Origin of the sequence: Meridianimarinicoccus aquatilis, assembly GCF_004358675.1 — a bacterium.
GTDB lineage: Bacteria > Pseudomonadota > Alphaproteobacteria > Rhodobacterales > Rhodobacteraceae > Meridianimarinicoccus > Meridianimarinicoccus aquatilis.
Window position 1 is genome coordinate 13,642 of sequence record NZ_SMZO01000035.1, and the last position, 21,813, is coordinate 35,454.

General features: G+C 57.5%; 28 protein-coding genes. 14 read left to right on the plus strand and 14 right to left on the minus strand.

The window, feature by feature from the left end; genetic code table 11:
• Nucleotides 1–159 precede the first annotated feature (159 nt).
• From E2L05_RS14025 to E2L05_RS14040, 4 genes are all read left to right on the plus strand, one after another.
• Nucleotides 160–1,128 carry a TAXI family TRAP transporter solute-binding subunit gene (locus E2L05_RS14025; RefSeq protein ID WP_133343532.1) on the plus strand — a complete coding sequence of 323 codons (969 nt, stop codon included), beginning with the start codon at nt 160–162 and terminating at the stop codon, nt 1,126–1,128.
• Nucleotides 1,129–1,193: 65 nt separating this feature from the next.
• Nucleotides 1,194–3,803 carry a TRAP transporter permease gene (locus E2L05_RS14030; protein ID WP_133343533.1) on the plus strand — a complete coding sequence of 870 codons (2,610 nt, stop codon included), beginning with the start codon at nt 1,194–1,196 and terminating at the stop codon, nt 3,801–3,803.
• Entirely contained in the window at nt 3,800–4,237 is a 438-nt protein-coding gene (locus E2L05_RS14035) for a universal stress protein (RefSeq protein ID WP_133343534.1), read from the plus strand. Before E2L05_RS14030 ends, E2L05_RS14035 begins: the two co-directional genes overlap by 4 nt.
• Before the next feature lie 33 nt (nt 4,238–4,270).
• Complete coding sequence (locus tag E2L05_RS14040) at nt 4,271–5,311, plus strand: AI-2E family transporter (protein ID WP_133343535.1); 1,041 nt, start codon at nt 4,271–4,273, stop codon at nt 5,309–5,311.
• Between the two features lie 26 nt (nt 5,312–5,337).
• On the opposite strand, the gene E2L05_RS14045 is transcribed toward E2L05_RS14040, so the two are convergent.
• Nucleotides 5,338–6,147, minus strand: a complete 810-nt coding sequence (locus tag E2L05_RS14045; protein WP_133343536.1) for a division plane positioning ATPase MipZ — start codon at nt 6,145–6,147, stop codon at nt 5,338–5,340.
• A 219-nt stretch (nt 6,148–6,366) separates the two neighbouring features.
• On the opposite strand from E2L05_RS14045, the gene E2L05_RS14050 reads away from it, so the two are divergent.
• A complete protein-coding gene (locus tag E2L05_RS14050; RefSeq protein WP_133343537.1) occupies nt 6,367–8,010 on the plus strand; it encodes a peroxidase family protein in 1,644 nt (547 codons plus the stop codon).
• A gap of 90 nt (nt 8,011–8,100) precedes the next feature.
• Here the strand turns inward: E2L05_RS14050 and rpmE are convergent, their stop codons facing one another.
• The 8 genes from rpmE to ffh are packed head-to-tail and all read right to left on the minus strand — an operon-like array spanning nt 8,101 to nt 12,627.
• A complete protein-coding gene (rpmE, locus tag E2L05_RS14055) occupies nt 8,101–8,322 on the minus strand; it encodes a 50S ribosomal protein L31 (RefSeq protein ID WP_133343538.1) in 222 nt (73 codons plus the stop codon).
• 11 nt (nt 8,323–8,333) lie between these two features.
• Nucleotides 8,334–8,726 carry a 50S ribosomal protein L19 gene (gene rplS, locus E2L05_RS14060; protein WP_133343539.1) on the minus strand — a complete coding sequence of 131 codons (393 nt, stop codon included), beginning with the start codon at nt 8,724–8,726 and terminating at the stop codon, nt 8,334–8,336.
• A gap of 49 nt (nt 8,727–8,775) precedes the next feature.
• Nucleotides 8,776–9,606 carry a tRNA (guanosine(37)-N1)-methyltransferase TrmD gene (gene trmD / locus E2L05_RS14065; protein ID WP_133343540.1) on the minus strand — a complete coding sequence of 277 codons (831 nt, stop codon included), beginning with the start codon at nt 9,604–9,606 and terminating at the stop codon, nt 8,776–8,778.
• On the minus strand, nt 9,603–10,154 hold the full coding sequence (gene rimM, locus E2L05_RS14070; protein ID WP_133343541.1) for a ribosome maturation factor RimM: 552 nt from the start codon (nt 10,152–10,154) through the stop codon (nt 9,603–9,605). The genes trmD and rimM overlap by 4 nt, the downstream gene beginning before the upstream one ends.
• Nucleotides 10,151–10,297, minus strand: a complete 147-nt coding sequence (locus E2L05_RS20820; RefSeq protein WP_164686540.1) for a hypothetical protein — start codon at nt 10,295–10,297, stop codon at nt 10,151–10,153. The genes rimM and E2L05_RS20820 overlap by 4 nt, the downstream gene beginning before the upstream one ends.
• A gap of 58 nt (nt 10,298–10,355) precedes the next feature.
• On the minus strand, nt 10,356–10,730 hold the full coding sequence (gene rpsP / locus E2L05_RS14075) for a 30S ribosomal protein S16 (RefSeq protein WP_133343542.1): 375 nt from the start codon (nt 10,728–10,730) through the stop codon (nt 10,356–10,358).
• 46 nt (nt 10,731–10,776) lie between these two features.
• On the minus strand, nt 10,777–11,091 hold the full coding sequence (locus E2L05_RS14080; protein ID WP_133343543.1) for a chorismate mutase: 315 nt from the start codon (nt 11,089–11,091) through the stop codon (nt 10,777–10,779).
• Between the two features lie 33 nt (nt 11,092–11,124).
• A complete protein-coding gene (gene ffh, locus E2L05_RS14085; protein WP_133343544.1) occupies nt 11,125–12,627 on the minus strand; it encodes a signal recognition particle protein in 1,503 nt (500 codons plus the stop codon).
• 526 nt (nt 12,628–13,153) lie between these two features.
• On the opposite strand from ffh, the gene sciP reads away from it, so the two are divergent.
• Both sciP and E2L05_RS14095 read left to right on the plus strand, forming a co-directional pair.
• Nucleotides 13,154–13,435 (plus strand): CtrA inhibitor SciP, encoded by a 282-nt coding sequence (gene sciP, locus E2L05_RS14090; protein ID WP_133343545.1) that lies wholly within the window; start codon nt 13,154–13,156, stop codon nt 13,433–13,435.
• A 99-nt stretch (nt 13,436–13,534) separates the two neighbouring features.
• Nucleotides 13,535–14,233: a winged helix-turn-helix transcriptional regulator gene (locus E2L05_RS14095; RefSeq protein WP_133343546.1), complete on the plus strand. Its 699-nt coding sequence runs from the start codon at nt 13,535–13,537 to the stop codon at nt 14,231–14,233.
• A 61-nt stretch (nt 14,234–14,294) separates the two neighbouring features.
• On the opposite strand, the gene E2L05_RS14100 is transcribed toward E2L05_RS14095, so the two are convergent.
• Complete coding sequence (locus E2L05_RS14100) at nt 14,295–14,771, minus strand: hypothetical protein (RefSeq protein ID WP_133343547.1); 477 nt, start codon at nt 14,769–14,771, stop codon at nt 14,295–14,297.
• A 425-nt stretch (nt 14,772–15,196) separates the two neighbouring features.
• Nucleotides 15,197–15,670, minus strand: a complete 474-nt coding sequence (locus E2L05_RS14105) for a hypothetical protein (protein WP_133343548.1) — start codon at nt 15,668–15,670, stop codon at nt 15,197–15,199.
• Between the two features lie 342 nt (nt 15,671–16,012).
• On the opposite strand from E2L05_RS14105, the gene E2L05_RS14110 reads away from it, so the two are divergent.
• Entirely contained in the window at nt 16,013–16,888 is an 876-nt protein-coding gene (locus E2L05_RS14110; RefSeq protein ID WP_133343559.1) for a LysR family transcriptional regulator, read from the plus strand.
• On the opposite strand, the gene E2L05_RS14115 is transcribed toward E2L05_RS14110, so the two are convergent.
• The gene (locus tag E2L05_RS14115) at nt 16,873–17,295 is read right to left on the minus strand and encodes an ArsR/SmtB family transcription factor (RefSeq protein WP_133343549.1); all 423 of its coding nucleotides are present in this window, start codon (nt 17,293–17,295) and stop codon (nt 16,873–16,875) included. The two genes, E2L05_RS14110 and E2L05_RS14115, sit on opposite strands and share 16 nt — an antisense overlap.
• Before the next feature lie 97 nt (nt 17,296–17,392).
• On the opposite strand from E2L05_RS14115, the gene E2L05_RS14120 reads away from it, so the two are divergent.
• The 6 genes from E2L05_RS14120 (at nt 17,393) to E2L05_RS14145 (ending at nt 20,508) form a co-directional block, all read left to right on the plus strand.
• On the plus strand, nt 17,393–17,680 hold the full coding sequence (locus tag E2L05_RS14120) for a hypothetical protein (RefSeq protein WP_133343550.1): 288 nt from the start codon (nt 17,393–17,395) through the stop codon (nt 17,678–17,680).
• A gap of 175 nt (nt 17,681–17,855) precedes the next feature.
• Nucleotides 17,856–18,191 carry an AtpZ/AtpI family protein gene (locus E2L05_RS14125; RefSeq protein WP_133343551.1) on the plus strand — a complete coding sequence of 112 codons (336 nt, stop codon included), beginning with the start codon at nt 17,856–17,858 and terminating at the stop codon, nt 18,189–18,191.
• 84 nt (nt 18,192–18,275) lie between these two features.
• Nucleotides 18,276–18,983: a F0F1 ATP synthase subunit A gene (locus E2L05_RS14130; protein ID WP_133343560.1), complete on the plus strand. Its 708-nt coding sequence runs from the start codon at nt 18,276–18,278 to the stop codon at nt 18,981–18,983.
• A gap of 58 nt (nt 18,984–19,041) precedes the next feature.
• On the plus strand, nt 19,042–19,278 hold the full coding sequence (locus E2L05_RS14135; RefSeq protein ID WP_133343552.1) for a F0F1 ATP synthase subunit C: 237 nt from the start codon (nt 19,042–19,044) through the stop codon (nt 19,276–19,278).
• 85 nt (nt 19,279–19,363) lie between these two features.
• Nucleotides 19,364–19,948: a F0F1 ATP synthase subunit B' gene (locus tag E2L05_RS14140; protein WP_133343553.1), complete on the plus strand. Its 585-nt coding sequence runs from the start codon at nt 19,364–19,366 to the stop codon at nt 19,946–19,948.
• 5 nt (nt 19,949–19,953) lie between these two features.
• The gene (locus tag E2L05_RS14145; RefSeq protein WP_133343554.1) at nt 19,954–20,508 is read left to right on the plus strand and encodes a F0F1 ATP synthase subunit B; all 555 of its coding nucleotides are present in this window, start codon (nt 19,954–19,956) and stop codon (nt 20,506–20,508) included.
• A gap of 89 nt (nt 20,509–20,597) precedes the next feature.
• Here the strand turns inward: E2L05_RS14145 and E2L05_RS14150 are convergent, their stop codons facing one another.
• On the minus strand, nt 20,598–21,380 hold the full coding sequence (locus E2L05_RS14150) for a FadR/GntR family transcriptional regulator (protein ID WP_133343555.1): 783 nt from the start codon (nt 21,378–21,380) through the stop codon (nt 20,598–20,600).
• Between the two features lie 70 nt (nt 21,381–21,450).
• Nucleotides 21,451–21,813: OmpA family protein (locus E2L05_RS14155; RefSeq protein ID WP_133343556.1), on the minus strand; the 363-nt coding region annotated here is incomplete at its 5' end.

A 21,813-nucleotide genomic window follows, 5' to 3' on the forward strand; every position in this document is an offset into this window, starting at 1 on the left:
AAAGAAAGCAGAATTTCCCTTAGGAAAAGAGGTTTCGCTGCTGAGCCGTGCATTGACAACCCGTGCCTGCCGGGTTTGCATGACCGGGCAACACTGTTTTTGCCGGTGGTGTCGACGCACAGCCGGTTTGAAATCAAATCAATATAACAGGGGGAAACGATGTTTGCGAAACTCAAACTAACGGCCGTTGTCTTGGCAGCGGGCGCAATGATGACACCGGCTGTCAGCGCCCAGGAATTTTTCACCATCGGCACCGGCGGCGTGACGGGTGTTTATTATCCAACAGGCGGCGCGATTTGCCGTTTGGTAAACAAGGGCCGCAAAGAGCACGGCATGCGCTGTTCCGTCGAATCCACAGGCGGGTCGGTTTATAACCTGAACACGATCCGTGCTGGCGAATTGGAATTCGGTGTTGCGCAGTCCGACTGGCAGTACCACGCCTATAACGGCACATCGTCCTTTGCGGATGCAGGTCCATTCGAAGGTCTGCGCGCTGTGTTCTCGGTACACCCAGAGCCCTTTACCGTGGTGGCACGCGCCGATAGCGGCATCACCAATTTTGAAGATCTCAAGGGCAAGCGCGTCAATATCGGGAACCCTGGTTCCGGTCAGCGCGGCACCATGGAAGTGCTGATGGATGCCATGGGCTGGTCCACAGACGATTTCGCACTTGCAACAGAGCTGAAAGCGGCCGAGCAATCCGCCGCCCTTTGTGACAACCAGATTGACGCGATGGTCTACACCGTTGGTCACCCTTCCGGGTCGATCCAGGAAGCAACGACTGCGTGCGACAGCGTTCTGGTGAACGTGTCCGGTCCGACCGTTGAAAAGCTGGTTGCCGATAACGCGTTCTACCGGACGGCCACCATTCCGGGCGGCATGTATCGCGGCAATGACAGCGACGTTCAGACCTTCGGTGTGGGCGCGACATTCGTGTCTTCCACCGATGCATCTGACGAGGTTGTCTACACGCTGGTCAAATCGGTCTTCGAAAACTTCGACGACTTTACCAAGCTGCACCCTGCTTTTGCCAACCTCAAGAAAGAGGAAATGGTCAAAGATGGTCTGTCCGCGCCTTTGCATGACGGCGCTGCCAAGTACTACACCGAAGCTGGTCTTCTGAACTGATGCACTGAAGATCGGGGGCCAAAGCGGTCCCCGATTTTCTTTCAGCAATACAAAAGGGACGCAGTATGAGCGACGACACAAAGAAGGGCCTATCCGAAGCCGAGCTTCAGGAAATGGTCAATGCCAGCGATGCCGGGGCGCGCAATCCAACGGGCATGGTAGCAATATTCGTGGCAGTTGTGGCGTTGCTGTGGTCCCTGTTCCAGGTGATCCTTGCGTCGCCTGTCGCCTATAATATTCTGCCGGGCGACTTGATCAACAACTCGCGCCAGATCCATTTGGCATTTGCGGTGTTTCTTGCGTTCCTCGCCTATCCGGCGCTGAAATCCAGCCCCCGCAACTATATCCCGATCCAGGATTGGGTGATGGCGGTCGCGGCGGCGTTCCTTGCGATGTACGGCTATTTCTTTTACGCCAAAATTGTCCAAAGTGGCGGATTGGCCGATAACACGGACAAGTGGTTTGCGCTTGTCGGTTTGCTGCTATTGTTCGAAGCCGCCCGGCGGGCACTTGGCCCTGCAATGGCCATTATCGCAATAATCTTCCTTTGCTATGTTTTCTTTGGCTCAGCCCCATGGGTGCCGGAAGTCATCCAATGGTCCGGTGCGAGCCTGCAGAAGGCCATGAGCCATATGTGGATCACCTCGGAAGGGGTGTTCGGCATCGCGCTTGGGGTCTCAACGCGCTTTGTATTCTTGTTCGTCTTGTTCGGGTCGCTGTTGGATAAGGCCGGTGCGGGCAACTATTTCATCAAAATGGCCTTTGGCGCTCTGGGGCACCTGCGCGGCGGCCCTGCCAAGGCGGCTGTTGTGGGGTCTGCTGCGACTGGCCTGATTTCCGGGTCCAGCATCGCGAACGTGGTCACCACCGGGACCTTTACCATTCCACTGATGAAACGGGTCGGGTTCAGCTCGGAAAAGGCTGGCGCGGTCGAAGTGGCCAGTTCTGTGAACGGCCAGATCATGCCGCCGGTTATGGGCGCCGCGGCGTTTCTGATGGTGGAATATGTCGGCATTTCCTATGTCGAGGTGATCACCCACGCCTTCCTGCCTGCTGCGATCAGCTATATCGCACTGGTTTATATCGTTCACCTTGAAGCGGTGAAAAAGAACCTGCCGACGCTGGGCAACCGAGTTGTCAGCATGGGGCGCACCATCGGCGGGATGGCGGCATTCTTCATTGGTTTTGCGGCGCTCTGCTATGGTGTTCAGTACCCTGTTGGCTGGATTGTGGCCGGCGTTCCGGAAGGCGCGGGATGGGTTTTGGCCGTGCTGGTATTCGTGGCCTATGTTGCTTTGCTCTGGCTGGCGTCGACCGTGCCCGACCTTGAACCTGATGATCCCAATGCCGAACACGTGGAACTGCCCGTCGTTGGCGAGATCTACAAGGCGGGGCTTTATTTCCTGCTGCCGATCATCGTGCTGGTCTATTTCCTGATGATTGAACAGAAATCGCCCGGTCTGTCGGCGTTCTGGGCAACGTTCCTTCTGTTCGGCATCTTGCTGACACAACGTCCACTCAAAGCGATTTTCCGGGGGGAGAGCCAAGTTGTGACCGCTGCGCTTGGCGGTGTGAATGACCTGATCTCTGGTCTGATTACCGGTGCGCGGAACATGATCGGGATCGGCCTTGCCACGGCGACGGCGGGCGTGATCGTAGGAACCGTGACCCTCACGGGCATCGGGCAAGTGATGGCAGACCTTGTGGAGTTCATCTCGGGTGGCAACCTGCTGGCCATGCTGTTCTTTGTGGGTGTGCTGTCGCTCATCCTTGGGATGGGTCTGCCGACCACGGCGAATTACATCGTTGTCAGCTCGCTCATGGCGGGGGTCGTGGTCGAACTGGGCGCGCAATCAGGGTTGATCGTGCCCCTTATCGCGGTGCACCTCTTTGTCTTCTACTTCGGGATCATGGCGGATGTGACGCCGCCTGTGGGACTGGCGAGTTTCGCCGCAGCGGCGGTATCAGGGGGCGACGCGATCCGGACCGGGTTTGTTGCGTTCTTCTATTCCCTGCGCACCATTGCACTGCCCTTCATGTTCATTTTCAACACCGATCTTTTGCTGATCGATGTCGGATTGGTTCAGGGGATTGTTGTGTTTATCGTGGCAACGGTGGCGATACTTGTCTTCACGGCGGGTTCGATGGGGTATTTCATCACCAAATCGAACATCGTTGAAAGCGTGTTGCTTATTCTTGTGGCCTTCGCGTTGTTCCGTCCCGATTTCTTCATGGATCGGATCAACCCACCGTTTGAACAGGCCGCACCGGCGCAGATCGAACAGGCTATCGGGGGTGCCGATCCGGGTGGAACCATGAGGATAATTGTGGCTGGGCCCGATTTCTTGACCGGTGAACCAAAGGAGCTGACCTTGGCGGTTCCCGTCGAAGGCGAGGGTGCCAGCGGTGCAGACCGGTTGGATGCGCTGGGGCTGACATTCATGGAGGATGGCGGTCAGATGGTCATGGACGAGCCGTTCTTCGGAACGCCCTTCTCGGAAGACATGAGCGGGTTTGACTTCTACGGCGACACGCCGGTCGTACTGGCCGATGTGCAATTGCCCGCAAAGCAAATGCCCAAGGAACTTATGTGGATACCGGCATTGTTGCTGCTGGGGGGAATCGTATTCCTTCAGATGGGCCGCGCCGGTCGGGAAAAGGAGGCCACAGCATGAGTGGAGTTGTTCTGTGTGCGCTGGACATAAGCCAGCCGGATCACGAGGCCCCTGTGTTGCGCCGTGCGGCGCAACTGGCAAAGCTAGATGGCGCGCGGCTGGATGTCATGACGGTTCTTCCGGATTATGGGACATCAATGGTCGGAAGTTACTTTAAGGAAGGGTTCCACGATAAACTCGAGTCTGAAGCTGCCAAGTCATTGTCTGACCTAGTTGAAAAGACTTTAGGCGCGGAGGAGAACGCCTCTGTCCGGCATGTGGTCGCTACGGGCACGGTATATGAACAGGTTCTTAAAGTGGCAAAAACGGATGGGGCCGATCTGATCGTGATCGGCTCGCATCGACCTGTCCTTCGTGACTACCTGCTTGGCCCCAATGCGAGCCGTGTAGTCCGGCATTCCAACTGCTCAGTCTACGTGGTACGCGACGCCTGACCAAGGGCCTGCCGATCATGTAAAGGACTGTCCATGCTGCTGCGCGATGCGTTCCACATGACCGCGCTGACCATTTCATTGGGCTGGTTGCTGGTGGTCGGCAAGGCGGTGATCCTGCCAGTAGTGATTGCGATCATGCTGACTTATGTCCTTGTCGGGGCAAAGATCGGCATGCAACGCTTTACACTGCTGAAGGGAATTCCCGGTTGGCTTGCCTATGTCTTGGTGCTGACCATCTTTGGGCTGGCGTTGGCCGTGATGGGCCTCGTGGCGGTGTCCAACTTGCGCAACATTGCTCAAACCGAACTCGCCTTTGAAGGCCGCTTTACGGATACCATAGCGCAGGTGGCAGCCTTTTTCGGGATGGACGGTGTCCAGACGCCCGAAGGGGTCCGTGATTTTCTGATTGATAGCTTTGATATAACCGGGCTGTCGTTAAATCTGCTGTCCTCAGTTGCCAGCATCAGTGGATATATCGTCCTTATCGTGACCTACATCGTTTTCATGGTCGCGGAACGTGGCCCGATGCAGCGCAAGATCGAACTGGTGCTGCCTCATCTTAACGATCGGGAGCCTGCGACGAAAGTGTTCCGCCGGATCAATCAGCAGATCGTGACCTATCTGTCGACAAAGACCATGATCAATGTGATCGTTGGCGCGCTATCGTATATGGTCATGTTGCTGTTGGGGATCGAAAATGCGGTTTTCTGGGCCTTCGTGATCGCCATACTAAACTACATTCCCTATGTCGGATCGCTCTTGGGGGTCGGGGTTGTCATTTCATACACGGTCTTGGCCACGGCCGATCTGCAGCTCACGCTGATCGCACTGGTCGCTTTGACAGCTTGTCAGGTTTATGTGGGCAACTGGCTGGAGCCACGCGTGATGAGCCGCTCTTTGAACCTGAGTCCGTTAACCGTGATGCTTGCACTGGTGCTGTGGTCAACGCTTTGGGGGCTGACTGGGGCAATCATTGCGGTACCGATGACTTCGATCTTGCTGATTGCCTTCGCGCAATTCCCGTCCACGCGATCGCTGGCGGTTCTCGCCTCGCGAGATGGCAATCTTTACTGACGCGGCTGCCCTTACAAGGACGGTTCCTAAAAGTTGGCGCGCACGCCGGGCAGGTTGAGCGCGTTTATCAGGTCCCGCACTTCCTGGCGCGCCGCGATATTTGATAGGCTGAGGCTTCCGCCACCCACATCACGCAGGTCCAGAAGGGTCAGTCCGCGTGGGAACAACTCGCGAAAGATCACCCGCTCGGCAAAGCCGGGGGCTACACGAAAACCGATGCGCTTTGACAACTCGTTCAATGCATCGCCAACGCGCTTTTTGTTGTGCATCTGCTGCCGGCCCATCCTGTTGCGGATAACCAGCCAGTCGATCGGTTTAAGCCCGGCCTGTGCGCGCAACTGCCGGGCATTCCAGACCATCTCGGCATAAACCGAGGGGCCTGTGATCCGACCGGTTTCCGGGTCATGCCGGGCCAGCAAATCAAAGTCGATGAAGCTGTCATTCAGCGGTGTCACCAGCGTATCGGCCATGGAATGGGCCAATTGGCTGAGCCGCGTATGCGAGCCGGGGCAATCGATCAGCAGAAAGTCGACCTTGCCATCCATCTCGGTGATTGCCGCATCCAGCCGTAAGTCATAGACGTTCTGGCCGTCCGGAACCGACGCAGGGTCGATTTCGGGCAAAGGCAGATACCACGGCATAGGCAGGTGCAAACCTTCCCGCCGACAATAGGCTTCTCGGTTTTCAACATATCGGCCAAACGACCGCTGACGCAGATCCAGGTCCAGCCCGCCAACCCGATGCCCCATTCGCGACAGCGCGGTCGCCAAATGCATCGTCGTTGTGGACTTGCCAGAGCCGCCCTTTTCATTCCCGATAACGATGATATAGGCCACGCGTTGTCCTGAAGTTGTTTAGGCGGGTTTCTGCCCAATGCAGGCTTTGCAACCATATTTAGTGTTTGAACGCTTGGGAAGCACGATAATTGCGAAACCCGGCCATTTGCTGCGTCTATGACGCAGGGCGAAAACTTGACAGCTGGTCGGGGTGACCTTCACAATTCGGTGATTAGCCCGCTTTTGGTTTAAAAGCTGCTCATTCATGAAGGCATTGATATGGCTCTAACCGTGCGATCTGGCGTTCCATTTGCAATTCTCGGCTTGGCGACAACGCTCGCAGTTGCCCCTCTGGCGGTTACGGCTGCGACACTTCCTGCCGCTGTATTGGCGGCCCTGCCGCTGTCGGTAACAGGGCCATCGCTGCCAGCGACTACTCCGCTTGATCCGTTGTCCCGGCTTGCAGAAGCTCAGTACAGTGACGGGGTTGGAACGCTGGCTGGCGATGATCGTCCCAATTCCCGAACGCTGTCAAATATTCTGAGTGATCCGTCCAATGCTGCGACCGATGCTGCACCGCTGAGCAATATGGCCGTTGCGATGTTTCAGTTTATCGCCAGTCACGAAATTGCCCACACGCCGACAGATGCGTCAGAGTCTTCCCCGATTTCTATCGATGATCCGGCTGACCCGCTGCTTGGGACGGGCCAGACCGATATCGCGATGGACCGTGCGCGATACGAGACGGGCACTGGTGTGAGCACACCGCGCCAACAACTGGATGACGTGACCACCGCGTTTGATGGCTCGACCGTTTACGGAAGCTCGATAGCACGCCAGACGGAGTTGCGCAGCTTTTCGGGCGGCAGGATGAAGATTAGCGCCGATGGGGATGTTCCGATCATCGACGGTATGCCCGCTGCGGGTGATATGCGCGCTGATGAGAACCCATCGCTGCGCGCGCTTCACGCGCTGTTCCTGCGTGAACACAACCGGATCGCCGATGAGATCGCGGCAGCGTGCCCGTCATGCACGGATCAAGACATCTTCGAACGTGCGCGGGTTGTCGTTGCCAATATCCAGCACAAGATTTTCTATGACGAACTTTTACCGCTGTTCATCGGAGCGGCGCCGTTGGACACGTATCTGCCTGACCCAACGGTCCTTGCCGGAGTGTCCGAAGCGATCAACGAGTTTACTACGGCGGCAGGCCGGATTGGCCACACGCAGGTGCCCGAAGTGATCGTGACAGGCGCGCCGGGCGGCCCCTTGACCGAGGTCACGCTGGACACCTGTTTCTTCACGTCAAGCTGCCTTGATCCCGCAACTCAAGCCGAACGTCTCTATGGCCTGACACAGCAAGCGGGCGAGCCTGTTGATACCGTCGTCGAAGACAGTTTGCGCAATGGACAAATCCCAGCCGCCTCTGCGGTTTTCCCCATTGATCTGTTCGCAACGAATATCGAACGGGGTCGCGATCACGGGTTGGCCGACTACCAAACGGTGCGCGACGCGCTTGGATTTGCCAGCGTCGAGTTGGATGTGCTGTTACCACAATACATTATCGATGCGTATGCGGGGCAGTCGGATGGTATCGACCTGATTGTTGGACTGTTCGGGGAATTTCGGGCTGACGGCGAATACCTTGGCGAAACCGGCCGCGCGTTGTGGGCACTTCAGTTTCGCAATATCGAAGGTTTGACGCTTGGCTTTTCTGACACCGGGGCTCAGGCCGCGCTGGATGCGTGGCTGGACGGGGTTACGATGGCAAGCTTGCTGAGCCGTGACACCGGATACGACGCGTCGGTCTGGGGGGCGACACCGTTCCTTGCACCAACGACCAGCCAGGTGCCCTTGCCGCCATCCGTGGCTCTGATGTTGGTGGGGCTGCTTGGATTGGCCGGTTTGCGGCGGCGCAGCTAAGAACCGGACACTAGGATCCCTAAAGACGCTACAACGAAAAACGCCGCCCCGAGCCCGGAGCGGCGTTTTCTAATTCTATGAAGCGAGGTCTCAGAAACCGAGGCCTTCGTACTTCTTCTTGAACTTAGACACGCGACCGCCGGTATCCATCAGACGGGTCGAGCCGCCGGTCCAGGCCGGGTGGGACAACGGGTCGATATCCAGCGAAATGCTGTCGCCTTCGTTGCCATAGGTCGACTTCATCTGAATGACGGTGCCGTCGGTCATTTTCACGTCGATGACGTGATATTCGGGGTGCAGGTTCTTTTTCATCTCGCCGATCCTTACGCTTTGGCGTCGGCCGATGTGGCCAGCGGCTTGTAGTTGGTCTTTTCAGCAATACGAGCAGACTTACCGCGACGTTCGCGCAGGTAGTACAGCTTGGCCCGGCGTACCTGACCACGACGCACCACAGTGATGCTGTCGATGTTGGTCGAGTGCAGTGGGAACACACGTTCCACGCCTTCGCCGAACGAGATTTTGCGTACGGTGAACGAAGCGGCGATACCGCTGCCATGACGACGGCTGATGCAGACGCCTTCATAGTTCTGCACACGGGTACGCGTGCCTTCGGTCACTTTGTAACCAACGCGGATGGTGTCACCCGCCTTGAAATCGGGAATTTCTTTCCCAAGCTCAGCGACCTGCTCAGCTTCCAATTGTGCGATCAAATCCATCGCGGTCATCCTTTTCTGGCGCGGTTCAGTCCGCGACGTGTGTGCACCCTCAGAGCTCTTGGTCCCCGTCCGGGTCCCTACCATGCTGCGCACAGTAAGCCCGCCAGAGGTCAGGGCGGCGTTCCTTGGTCAGGCGTTCAGCCTGGTCCTGCCGCCAGGATGCAATATGCGCGTGGTGCCCAGACAGGAGAATGTCAGGGACCGTGCGGCCATCCCAATCGACAGGTTTCGAATACTGTGGGTGCTCAAGCAGGCCTGAAGAAAAGGATTCTTCCTCGACCGACGCGTGATTCCCAAGCACGCGGGGTATAAGACGGACTGTCGCGTCAATCAAGGCTTGTGCAGCGATCTCGCCGCCCGTCATGACAAAATCGCCCAACGATACTTCCTGAATGCCGAAAGCATCGATAACGCGCTGGTCGATGCCTTCAAAACGTCCACAAAGCAGGGTCACGCCCTGTGCTTCTGACCATTTCTGCGCCATCGCTTGGGTGAACGGGCGACCGCGTGGTGACAGGGCGACCACAGGCCATTGCGATCGGTCCTCGGGTGTTCCGCGCGAGGCCTTGGCCAGTGCGCTGGCCAGTACGTCAGGGCGTAGCACCATACCTGCTCCGCCGCCAACAGGCGTGTCATCCACATTGCGATGACGCCCGATGCCGAATTCGCGAAGGTCGATACAATCGAGTTGCCACAGGCCTTGCTGCAACGCCTTGCCTGTCAGTGATGCGCCCAAAACACCCGGAAACACTTCGGGGAACAAGGTAATGACCCGCGCTTTCCAAGCGCCCACAATATCCTCGGGGTCTTCCAAAAGATCGCGAGGAACCATGGTGGCCCGGATCGATTTGCGACCGTGGGACCGGTTTGGGGCACTCATGTGGGGGTGTCCTTATCCGGCGCCGTGTCGGCATCGCCAAACAGCCCTTCGGGAGGGTCCGCAATGATCCGACCGCTGGCCAGATCAACCGTGGGAACAAGTGCAAGTGTAAACGGCAGCAGAACCGTTTCAGATTGCCCCTCAAGGCGCACCTCAAGCAGATCTGTGGCGCCGTGATTGTGCACAGCGGCCACAGTACCAAGCGCGCTGCCCCCGGTATCAAGGACGGCCAGACCGATCAGATCAGCGTGGTAATATTCATCATCGGGAAGGCTGGGCAGGCGGTCGCGCGGGGCATAGAGCCGGGTGCCGCGCAGCGCATCAGCCGTTTCCTTGTCACCAATCCCGCCGAGTTTCGCGGTCAACCCGTTCTTGAGTTGTCCGGTCACCTGAACCGAGTAGCTATGTACACCATCTTCGGTTGAAAGCGGGGCATAGCCTTCGATCGCTGCGGGATCTGCGCAGAAGCTTTTCAGCCGAACTTCACCGCGCACGCCATAGGCGCCCGCAATTGCACCGACACAAATCATTTCGGAATCGGCGGTCATTGCTGTGGTCCAATGCAGAAACCGCGTGGGTCAGCAGAGCCACCCGCGTTCAAGCAGCGTTCCACCGCAGTGACCCGTTCATATTCAGATCCGGCCCAGAGGCCGCCACTAAACATCAGGACATAGATCACAAGCCGGATCATCGCGGGCTCCAACGAAGTAATAAACCCTGCCCCGTTGTGGGGCAGGGCGCATCAGGTCTTACTCTGCTGCCGCTTCTTCTGCGGGTGCAGCAGCTTCGGCCGCTTTTGCAGCCTTTTCAGCAGCACGATCAGCGGCTTTCTTGCCGGGAACGCCTTTTTTCAGGTTGGCGCGGTCTTTCTTGGCAATGACGCCTGCGGCTTCCAACATGCGGCTGACGCGGTCAGTCGGCTGGGCGCCTTGGGCGAGCCAGTAGTTTACGCGCTCCATGTCCATTTTGACGCGGTCTTCGCTGTCTTTGGGCAAAAGCGGGTTGTAGGTGCCCACGCGCTCTGCGTAACGACCATCGCGTGGCATGCGGCTGTCTGCTGCAACGATCCGGTAGAAGGGGCGTTTCTTGGAACCGCCGCGGGCGAGACGAAGTTTCATGGCCATGTCGATTTCTCCTTTGAATGGCTGACTGGGCGCGGATTGAGCTGCCTCAGGATTGGTGAAGTTCGTGATGCTTGATGACTTCCTGAATGATGAAATTCAGGAACTTCTTTGCAAATTCAGGGTCGAGGTCAGCCTCATTGGCGAGGCTTTCAAGCCGGGCGATCTGCGCGGCTTCACGCGCCGGATCGGACGGGGGTAAGGCGTGCGTTGCCTTGAGCACGCCGACGGCCTGTGTGTGTTTGAACCGCTCGCCCAAAGTGTAGACGAGGATCGCATCAAGCCTGTCAATGCTGGCGCGGTGTTCGGCCAGCACGGTCGCGGCGCGCGCAACGGTGTCGTTATCTGGGGTGTCAGCGGACATGGCGGCCCCTCAGGTTGTGAGTCTCAACGGGCATCATTTCTTTTTCCCGAAACCAGACAGTCCGGGGGGCAAAGCTGCGCCGCCGCCTATGCCGCCAAAACCGGCAGGCATGCTGCCGCCGCCGGGCAGTTTGCCCATTTGCGCTTGTGCTGCCTGGATTTCTGCTTCGGACGGGCCACCGGCGCCGCCGCCGAACATGCCGCCGAGATTGCGCAACATGCCCTTTTTGCCCATCTTGCCCATCTTCTTCATCATGTCGGCCATCTGGCGGTGCTGTTTGAGAAGACGGTTCAACTCCTGAACCTCAAGGCCTGCCCCTTTGGCCACGCGTTTTTTGCGCGACGCTTGAAGAAGCTGGGGATTGGCGCGTTCCTTTTTGGTCATGGAGTTGATGAGCGCGATCTGACGGCGGAGGACTTTGTCGTCCATCCCGGCGGCGTCGATCTGCTTTTTCATCTTCTGCATGCCGGGCATCATCCCCATCACGCCTTCCATGCCGCCCATCTTGAGCATCTGGTCAAGCTGACCCTTCAGGTCGTTCATGTTGAACTGACCTTTCTGGAACCGCTTCATCATGCGTTCGGCTTGTTCGGCCTCAAGCGTCTCTTGCGCCTTTTCAACAAGGCTAACGATATCGCCCATGCCAAGGATGCGGCCAGCGACGCGGCTGGGGTGGAATTCTTCCAGCGCGTCCATCTTTTCGCCAAGACCAACAAATTTGATCGGCTGGCCAGTGACGGCACGCATGGACAAAGCGGCGCCGCCGCGCCCGTCGCCATCCATACGGGTCAGAACCACGCCGGTGATGCCGATGCGGTCGTCAAAGTTTTGCGCAGTATTCACGGCGTCTTGCCCGGTCAGACCGTCAACCACCAGCAGCGTTTCGCGCGGGGATGTAACGTCGCGCACCTGCTCAACTTGGGCCATCAACTCTTCGTCGATGGACAGGCGACCGGCCGTATCAAGCATATAGACGTCATAGCCGCCAAAAGTGGCTTGCTGTTTGGCGCGCTTGGCAATCTGGACCGCGCTTTCGCCTTTGACGATGGGGAGGGTGTCGACACCGATCTGGGTGCCGAGGATTGCAAGCTGTTCCATCGCGGCGGGCCGGTTGGTGTCAAGCGACGCCATGAGAACGCGCTTGCCGTTCTTTTCCTTCAGCCGCTTTGCCAGCTTGCCCGTGGTCGTGGTCTTACCTGACCCTTGCAGGCCGACCATCAGGATCGGGGCAGGGGCATTGTCAATCTTCAGCGCGCCGGGGTCATCGTTATCCCCTGCAAGAACATGGACCAATTCATCATGAACAATCTTTACGACCTGCTGGCCCGGCGTCACCGATTTGGTGACGGCCTGACCGGTCGCCTTGACCTCAACCGCCTTAACAAAGTCGCGGGCAACGGGAAGGGACACATCGGCTTCAAGTAACGCGACGCGGACTTCGCGAAGGGCCGTTTTTACGTCATCTTCACTCAGCGCACCCTGTCGGGTCAGGCGGTCGAAGACACCGCCGAGGCGTTCTGACAGATTTTCAAACATGGGCGGGGCCCCTTTGTGATCGCGCGAAGATCCCGTCTGACATCGTTCCGGTCCACTTGAGGAGCAAAGCATATGGCAAAGCACGCCCACGGGCGCAACGCGCTGGTGGACGGCGATCCCGGCAAAGCCAAGGGACCGGAGGCACGAAGCTTCCGGGGTTTGAGCGGCATTTGCGTGGTTTGTGGGGCTTTGTCAAGGCGAGTCGCCAAAACACCGGGAAACACAAAAAGGGAAGTAGTGCTGTCGTGACTGGGCGTTAATCTTACTCTTTAGGATAGCGTCCGCGAGTCTTTAGGGGTCGGCCTCAAGTCTTTTCGCGTGATGATTAACCATCTGCGAGACTGCACCCGTTGGTTGCATCCCCGTATATTCATTTCATCGACCAGCCGAACGGGCACACCGAACGGCTTCATAAAAACAACGTGTTTGTAGCTTTTTTGCTGCTTCGCGGTAGGTGCCGCCAACCGAAAGCAAAACTTTCGGACCACTCCCGGCGTGTCTATCGCAGTGAACGAGGAAAGTGGAAATGTACTTGAGAAAAACAGATGGACCGCGTGTGGTTACCTTGCCTGACGGCAGCGTCATTAGTCATGATGATCTTCCCTGCGCGGATACCCGCCGTTGGGTCGCCAGCCGCAAGGCCGTGGTTGCAAAAGCCGTGCTTTACGGCTTGATTAAACGTGCTGATGCAATTGATCGGTATGAGCTTTCCGATGATGAGCTTTCTGATTGGATCAGAGCTGTTGAACGGCACGGTCTGTCCGGCCTTAAGGTTACGCGTATCGACGTTTTGCGAGGCGGTCGTTGAGTGGCCCGTTACGAAACGGCCGGTTAACCAGACTACCGACATCATAGCATTTAGCGGACGTCATACCGTCAGAACTACGGATGACGCTTGGAGGACAAGATGAACATTTACCTTTTGACACGCAGCCCAGATCTGTCTCGCAGTGTTGGCGCCATGTTGCGCGATCAGGAACTCGATTACCAATTTGAAAGCCTGACCACCGTCGACGATGTAAAGGCGACCGAGCAGCCCAAAGGCTTAATTCTGCTCGACGCTGATATGCCCGGTTCCGAGTGCATGGCGACCCTGCGGCGTCTGGATCGAGATTTGGCAAGCTACTCGGTCGTGGTTATCGTCGGTGCGGCGCTTGCTGATCAGGTCTTGCCCGGCTTCGAAGGGATGCGTCATCTGGTTAGCCCCTTCCACAAGAGCGATCTGTTGAATTCAATTACCGCAGAAGGTGTTGTCGCGCCGCGTGGAACGCTGTCACTGACCGTTGGCCGGCTGATGCTGAACCTGGTAAGCCGCAAGGCGTATGTGGATGAACAGCTGGTACCGTTGACTGGCAAGGAATTTGAAGTCTTGCAGCTTCTTGCATCCCGCAAGGGTGTGACGCTGTCGAAAGAAATGTTCTTGGACAAGCTGTATGGCGGGCTCGATGAGCCAGAGGTCAAGATCATCGATGTGTTCGTCTGCAAAATTCGCGGTAAGCTGAAAAAGCTGACTGGTGGCGACGGTCTGATCGACACTGTCTGGGGGCGCGGATATGTGCTTCGCAGTCCAGAAACGCGGCAATTGCAGCAACGTGCAGCAAGTTGATTTAATGAAAAAGGGCGCCACTTGGCGCCCTTTTCGTCTTACTGGCGTGAGCCAATATCGCTTACATCAGTGACGCGGCTGTGCCTTCGACGCCAGCTCTGTCAAGAATTGCCTGAGCCGCATCTTCGTCGCCAGTATCAACAGCGGCTTTCAGGCCCACCAGTTCGTTCAGCGTGAAATCTTCCGCGTCGACGCCGATGACGGCTGCGATCTGTTCTTTGCCGCCGGAGTATGTCTCAACTTCGGCCGCTTCCATTTCTGGCGCTTCAATGTCGGACATGGTCATGCCGTTCGCCGTCATGCCTGCCTGCAGTTGCTCGTAGGTCATTTCAGACCCAGCTTCGGACAAAACAAGATTGGCTTTCTCACGATCATTGTCGCGAAGCGCTTTGTCCAGTTCAACCAGCTCAGACAGCGTGTAGTTATCGGCATTTACACCAATGGATGCGGCGTACTGCGCATTATCGGTCTGTGCGAAGGTCATGGTTGGCAGAGCGGTTGCAAGTGCAAGTGCGGCGGCTGTGATCTTAAAGGTCATAGAATGTCCCTTTCTTGGTTTTGTCGGGCGAACCCCGTTTCGGCAAGAGCGTCATTGCCCCGTGCCGTTGCCCTAATCAATCTATGCACGGCCAACCAATTGAAAAGGGGGGTTAAAATTGGCTTGCCCGCGTTTACGTCGGGGTAGTGATCACGTGCCTGTGATGCCTCTATCGTCGTCACCGAAACGGGCCTTGAGCGTGGGTGCACAGAGTTAAGGTGCGAAGGAGGTTCCTTCGAAAACGTAAGGTTTTTGCGCCTTCACCATGTTGTGAGGTTCCCCGTGTTTCTGTGCATGAACGCCTAGGCCATGTGTGAAAATGCACACTTTTATACTTGCACTGGCCAAAAAAAGACCCGCCGCACAGGGTGCGACGGGTCATGAAGCGCGGGTTTTTCTGCGTCTCAGGGGTTATGAACTGCAGATTACATGATCGAAAGAGCGTTACGCTCGACCCCGGCTTTCGTGAGGATCGCCCGGATTTTTTGCTCATCATTGGTGTCGACAGCAGACTTAAGGCCAACCAGTTCGTTCAGGGTGAAGTCTGCGGGATCAACACCGATGGTCGCAGCGATCTGTGACTTACCTGCTGTGGAGGTCGACGACGTTGACGATGCGCGTGTCACCAGCGGAGCAGCGTTCGGATCAGAGATTTGGCCCGCCTGCAACTGGTCATAGTTTACGTCAGACCCGGCTTGGCTGAGGATAAAGTTGGCGCCGGTCCGGTTGTTGTCTTCGAGTGCTTTGTCCAAAGCAACGAGCTCGCTCAGTGTGAATTGCTCGGCGTTTACGCCCAGATTGGCTGCATACTGTGCTGTGCCCGGTGCGGTCTGTGCGCCTGCGAAGGTTGGCAGGGCGATTGCGAGTGCCAGGGCGGAGAGTGTTATGGAGCGTTTCATTGGTCTTCCTTTCAATATGTAAAGTGGGCGAGGCCCAGAGCGGGGCGGACCGTTTCAGTGCCGCGCCGATGAGAAAGCTTTGAGTGTTCGGAAATGATTGAAAAGGGTCGGAAAAATCGGCTCTCTTCACATGTCTTTAGGGAAGCAATCACACAGGGGTGAGCGGGTCCGTGAGCGAACGTATCGTCATCACGCAGTGCGTGATGCAGCCGTATTCAATCAAAAAAGGGGTTGCCGGGTGCTGTGCCCTGCTACGCCGACCTCACGTTTTGACTTGAGAAACGGGCGCGTGTGTGCCTTTCTAAGCCAAGAGTGTTCATAAATGCACAGGTAATTATGTCTATTGAAGCCTGGGACGAGATTAGAACCGCGTTTCACGTCGCTCGGCAGGGCACTGTGTCGGGGGCGGCAGCTGAATTGGGAGTGCATCACGCAACGGTAATCCGGCATATTGATGCGTTGGAGGCGCGGCTAGGTACGAAATTGTTCCAGCGTCACGCACGTGGGTATACCCCGACAGAAGCGGGGCGCGATCTGTTGCAGGTTGCGCAGACGACGGATGATCAGTTCACCCAGCTTGTCGGTCGGCTTAAGGGGCGGGGCGATACGGTGACGGGTGAGTTGCTGATCACGTCATTGGCGGTGTTCTCGCCGCTGCTTGTTCCCGCGATTGCCTCTTTTCAGGCAAACCACCCCGAAGTGGTCACGCGCTTTCTTACCGCAGAGAGGCTATTCAGGCTTGAGTATGGCGAGGCGCATATCGCTGTGCGGGCGGGGCAGCCACCCGAGCAGCTTGATAATGTGGTGCAGCACCTCTTCACAAACCGAACGGCGTTGTTCGCGTCACGTGAGTATATCGAGGCGCACGGCATGCCCGAGGGTGACGCCGACCTGAAGAAGCACATGTTCATTGGCCCTGACGAAGAAGACAGCCGCGCGCCGTTCTACAAGTGGATGAAGGAGCGGGTGCCGCGATCACAGGTTGTCTTCCGCACGACAGATGCAGGCGCGGTCAAGCATGCGATCCTCGAAGGTGTGGGTCTTGGCTTTATGCCGCTATGGGAGGCGAAAGAGAATCCAGACCTTGTTCAGGTCGTTGAGACGCGTACCGATTGGGATTCACCGCTTTGGTTGGTCACACATGTCGACTTGCATCGGACTGTAAAGGTGCAGGCGCTTTTGAAGCACCTTAAGAAGTCGGCTCAAGATTGGGGCTGATTGTGGTCCGGATCGGGCAGGTTTTCATCAGCGGGGCCGGGGTAGGGATCTGTCCCTTCCAACTCGGCGGCGAGAAACCGTTCGAACGCATCAAGGTTCACGGGCTCGAATTGCCCAAAGCCCTGCATCCAGACCGACGCCGCCCGAAGGGCGTCTGGGTCTAGCTTGCACCATTTCACCCTGCCGCGCTTTTCCTGTGTAATCAGCCCGGCACGAGTGAGTATCATCAGGTGCTTTGATATCGCCGCGAGGGACATCTGGAATGGATGGGCCACGTCGGTCACGGCCATGTCGTCTTCCAACAGCATGAACAGGATTGCGCGCCGCGTTGGGTCCGCCAGGGCTGCAAACACCTGATCTAACGGGTCGGTTGCTGCGGTGCGGGCGTCTGGGGTGGGGTCTGTCATGCACCGGCGTTACGGTCTGAAGTGTTTCCGGTCAATATGTACTGAAAACAAGCCGACCGGCTCTTGCCTGCCCCGCCTTGCGGGCCAATTAACGTCCATGAGCATTTTGACCCCCCTCCCGCCTGAGTTGCCCTTCCACAAAAGGGTGTTCCTTAACATTCCCGTACTGGGCTGGATGGCCCGTGACATTCTATATGGTGACCCGTCAAATCGCGCCTGGGCTGCAGTGATCGTGGCATCTGCATGGCTTTGGTGCGTCGCGCAGTTCGGGTTGATCGTTTTGATCATTCCCTTCGTGTTGGCCATTCCCGCTGCTTTCTGGCTTTGGTTCGAGATTATGGTGTCGCGACACGATGCTCGGGCAGAAAAAGCCGCGAAAGGCTGATTGTCAACCAAACGGTTGAATGTGGCTGCGCCGAGGTGCCCCCTGCGACACCTGCGCAGCCACCTTTGAAATCATTCTAAATCAATGCCTTAGTTCCTATTGTCGCCGCGTTGCAGCGCGTTGACTCGGGGCGCTGCTCAGCCTAGTGTCCCCTCGAACCTCATAGGGGATTGGAATGGCGAAGACGGACGACGAGCGGATGAAACAGCTCGCAGCCCGGTTGGAAAACGCCCGCAAGGCGCAAGAGCCTGCCAAGCCACACCAAGAGGAACATTATTCAAAGGCCCAGATGGGTTGGAGGATGGTGACAGAGCTAGTCGCCGGTCTCGGGATCGGCGTTGGCATCGGATACGGGCTTGATGCGCTCTTTGGCACAATCCCGCTGTTTCTGGTGCTGTTTACATTGCTTGGCTTTGCGGCCGGTGTGCGCGTCATGTTGCGCACCGCAAGCGAAGTTCAGGCAGGGCGGCAGGATGCCGTTCAGGGAAAAGAGCCCCCCGGGGGCGCGTAATGATCCCCCGCTTGGCGGGGTTGCGAGAAAGGGAAGTGTCAGGTGGCAACGGAACCCAGCGAAGGCGGTCTTGTCTTTCACCCCATGGATCAGTTCATTGTCTCGCCGCTGTTTGGCGATGGGGCAGTGTCCTGGTACACTCCGACCAACGTAACGCTTTGGTTGGCAATCACTGTTGGCGTTATCGCGCTGCTGCTGGTTCGTTCGACCAAGGAGGCCCGCGTTGTGCCGGGCAAAGCGCAGTCAATCGCCGAGTTGGCTTACGGGTTTGTCTACAAAATGATTGTGGACGTGACCGGTAAAGATGGGATCAAATATTTCCCATATATCATGACACTCTTTATGTTCATCGTTGTGGCCAATTTCCTTGGCCTTTTGCCGATGTCCTTCACCACCACAAGCCATATCGCCGTGACAGCCGTTCTTGCTGTCGCCGTGTTTGTGACTGTGACAGTGCTGGGTTTTGTGCTGAACGGTGTCTCTTTCCTTGGAATGTTCTGGGTCCAGTCAGCGCCTCTGCCGCTGCGTCCGATCCTTGCGCTGATCGAAGTGATTTCCTACTTCGTGCGCCCCGTCAGCCATTCCATCCGACTTGCAGGCAACATGATGGCCGGTCACGCTGTGATCAAGGTGTTCGCGGGCTTTGCCGCTATCGCCGCCATCTCGCCGCTGTCGATCGTCGCGATCACCGCGATGTACGGCCTCGAAATTCTGGTGTGCTTTATCCAGGCTTATGTTTTCACGATTTTGACCTGCGTCTACCTGCGTGATGCGCTGCATCCGCACCATTAAGACCGGTCACACTACAACAACCAATCGAATGCCAAATCCAACGTAAGGAGTACGACAGATGGAAGGCGATATCGTTCAAATGGGTGCTTACATCGGCGCTGGACTGGCCTGCATGGGCATGGGTGGCTCCGCAATCGGTGTGGGCAACGTGGCAGGTAACTTCCTGTCCGGCGCACTTCGTAACCCGTCCGCCGCCGCAGACCAGACCGCGACGCTGTTCATCGGCATCGCATTCGCAGAAGCACTGGGGATCTTCTCGTTCCTCGTCGCGCTTCTGCTGATGTTCGCCGTCTGATCCACCCGGACCATTGTTACAGGTTGGGCCGGGCCGCAGTCATGCGCCCGGCCCATCTTCGGCAAACAGGTTCCTGGAGGACGACATGGCGAATACAACAGAGGCGGCACACGGGGCCGCTGGTTCGCACGGAGCAGATGCTGCTCATGGTGCGGCCGCAGGGGGACACGGAGCCGAAGCCGCGGGTATGCCGCAGCTCGAATTCGGGACCTTTCCTAACCAGATTTTCTGGCTGATCGTTGCTCTTGTCGCGATCTATTTCATTTTGTCGAAAGTGGCGTTGCCCCGCATCGCAGGCATTCTGGCCGACCGTCAGGACGCAATCACCAACGACATCGCTGCTGCTGAAGAGCTCAAGCTCAAGGCCCACGAAGCAGAGGCAGCCTATGACAAGGCGCTTGCCGATGCGCGTTCTGAAGCCATGCGGATCGCAAACGAGACGCGCGCCGCCATGCAGGCGGAGTTGGACGAGGCAATAGCCAAAGCCGACGCAGACATCGGCGAACGTGCTGCCGAGTCTGAAAAGGCAATCAGCGAAATCCGGGCGTCTGCCATGGAAAGCGTTGAAGCTGTGGCCAAGGACACAACGGGTGCTTTGGTTGCTGCGCTTGGCGGGACCGCGGACGAGGGGCGCATCAATGCGGCTGTCGACGCACGGTTGAAAGGATGAGCCTGATGAAGAAGCTGACTCTGGCACTTCTGCTCACCGCAAGCCCGGCACTTGCCGCGGGGGACCGGTTCTTTTCGTTGCACAACACGAACTTCGTTGTGCTGCTGGCGTTTCTGCTGTTCATCGGCGTGTTGTTTTACTTCAAGGTTCCCGGTCTTCTGGGCGGCCTGTTGGAAAAGCGCGCTGACGGCATCCAAGCGGAACTGGACGAAGCACGCAGCCTGCGTGAAGAAGCGCAATCGCTGCTTGCCTCTTACGAGCGCAAACAGAAAGATGTGCAGGCGCAAGCAGACCGCATTGTTGAAGGCGCAAAGCGCGATGCTGAATCTGCGTCAAAGCAGGCGAAAATTGATCTAGAAGCGTCAATTGCGCGCCGTGTTCAAGCCGCTGAAGACCAGATCGCGCAGGCACAAACTGCCGCTGTTCGCGAAGTCACAGAGCGGGCGATTGCATTGTCCGTATCTGTTGCGCGTGACGTGCTGCAGGCCGATATGACTGACCAAAGCGCGTCTGCGCTGATTGATCAGTCGATTGAAGAAGTCGGTGCGCGCCTGAACTGAGGGCGGGCTACGAACGTGACTTAGAAAGCCCCGGCCATTTGGTTCGGGGCTTTTTGCTTTGCATTAAAATGTCGGTTTGCGGCGGGCGCTCATTTGGCGCGCGCTGCGCGTTCGCGTTCATGAGCCAGTCTTTGCTCTGCAGTACGTTCGTTTGCGTCCGCCCGCTGCCGATCGCGCAGCATCAGCTCGACAAAGTCCAAGTGGTGCACCACAGCAGCGCGCGCTGCGTCTGGGTCGCGATTCTGCAAGGCGCGGTTGATCGATGAGTGTTGGTCAAGAAGCCCGTCGCGATTGGCCCGCTGTCGAAACATCGATTGCCGATTATAGAACACCCCTTTTTGCAGCAAATCGAACATCGACCGGATCATGTGCAGCATGATCACGTTGTGGCTCGCTTCGACGATGGACAGGTGAAATTCGGCGTCGAGTTGCGCTTCGAGCGTCGGATCGCGCAGCTTGTGCGCCTCTTGCATCCGTTGATGCAATGTGTCGATGACCGCAAGGTCGGTGTCGCTGGCCATGCGCGCCGCGCGGTCAGCGGCCAGCGCTTCGATATCGCGGCGGAAGGCGATGTAATCGAAGACAGCGTCGTCATGGCTGGAGAATAGCTTAACAAGGGCTGGCGAGAAGGCGGAGCCGAGAACTTCTGCAACGAAGATCCCTGAATTGGCTCGGCTGGTCAAAAGGCCCCGCGCCGAAAGATCGGCGACGGCATCGCGCAAGCTGGGGCGTGACACGCCAAGCCGCTCTGCCAGGTCCCGTTCCGAAGGAAGGCGTTCGCCGGGGCGCAGAACACCCCGGAGAATCAGTTCTTCAATCTGCCGTATGACAGATTGCGATAATTTCTCGGGTTCGATCTTTCGGAACGTCATCGCCCTCTCCTCAGGTTGGACGATGATAGGCTTGCGCGGTGCGCTCGTCTAGACGCGGTGCAAAGCAGCTTCAACCCTGTGTTGCAGGCCGAATGATCACCTCAACGCGGCGATTCTGCGCGCGCCCGTCTGCATTCAGGTTGGATGCTATGGGAGCATCTTCGCCCCGGCCCGTTGCCGTGATGCGCCCGCTCGATACGCCCGCGCCAACCAGAACGCTGGCCACAGACCCGGCCCGGCGCGTGGACAGGTCAAAGTTATACCCGGCGTCGCCTGTGTTGTCGGTGTGCCCGGTGATGACCACGTTGGTATCGGGATAGCGCTGCAAGTTCGCGGCGAAGGTGCGCAATTCGCTTTGCGCCCCACTGCTAACGGTGGCGCTGTCAATTGCGAACAAGATATCTTGCGGGAAACTAACCAGAAGCTGGTCGCC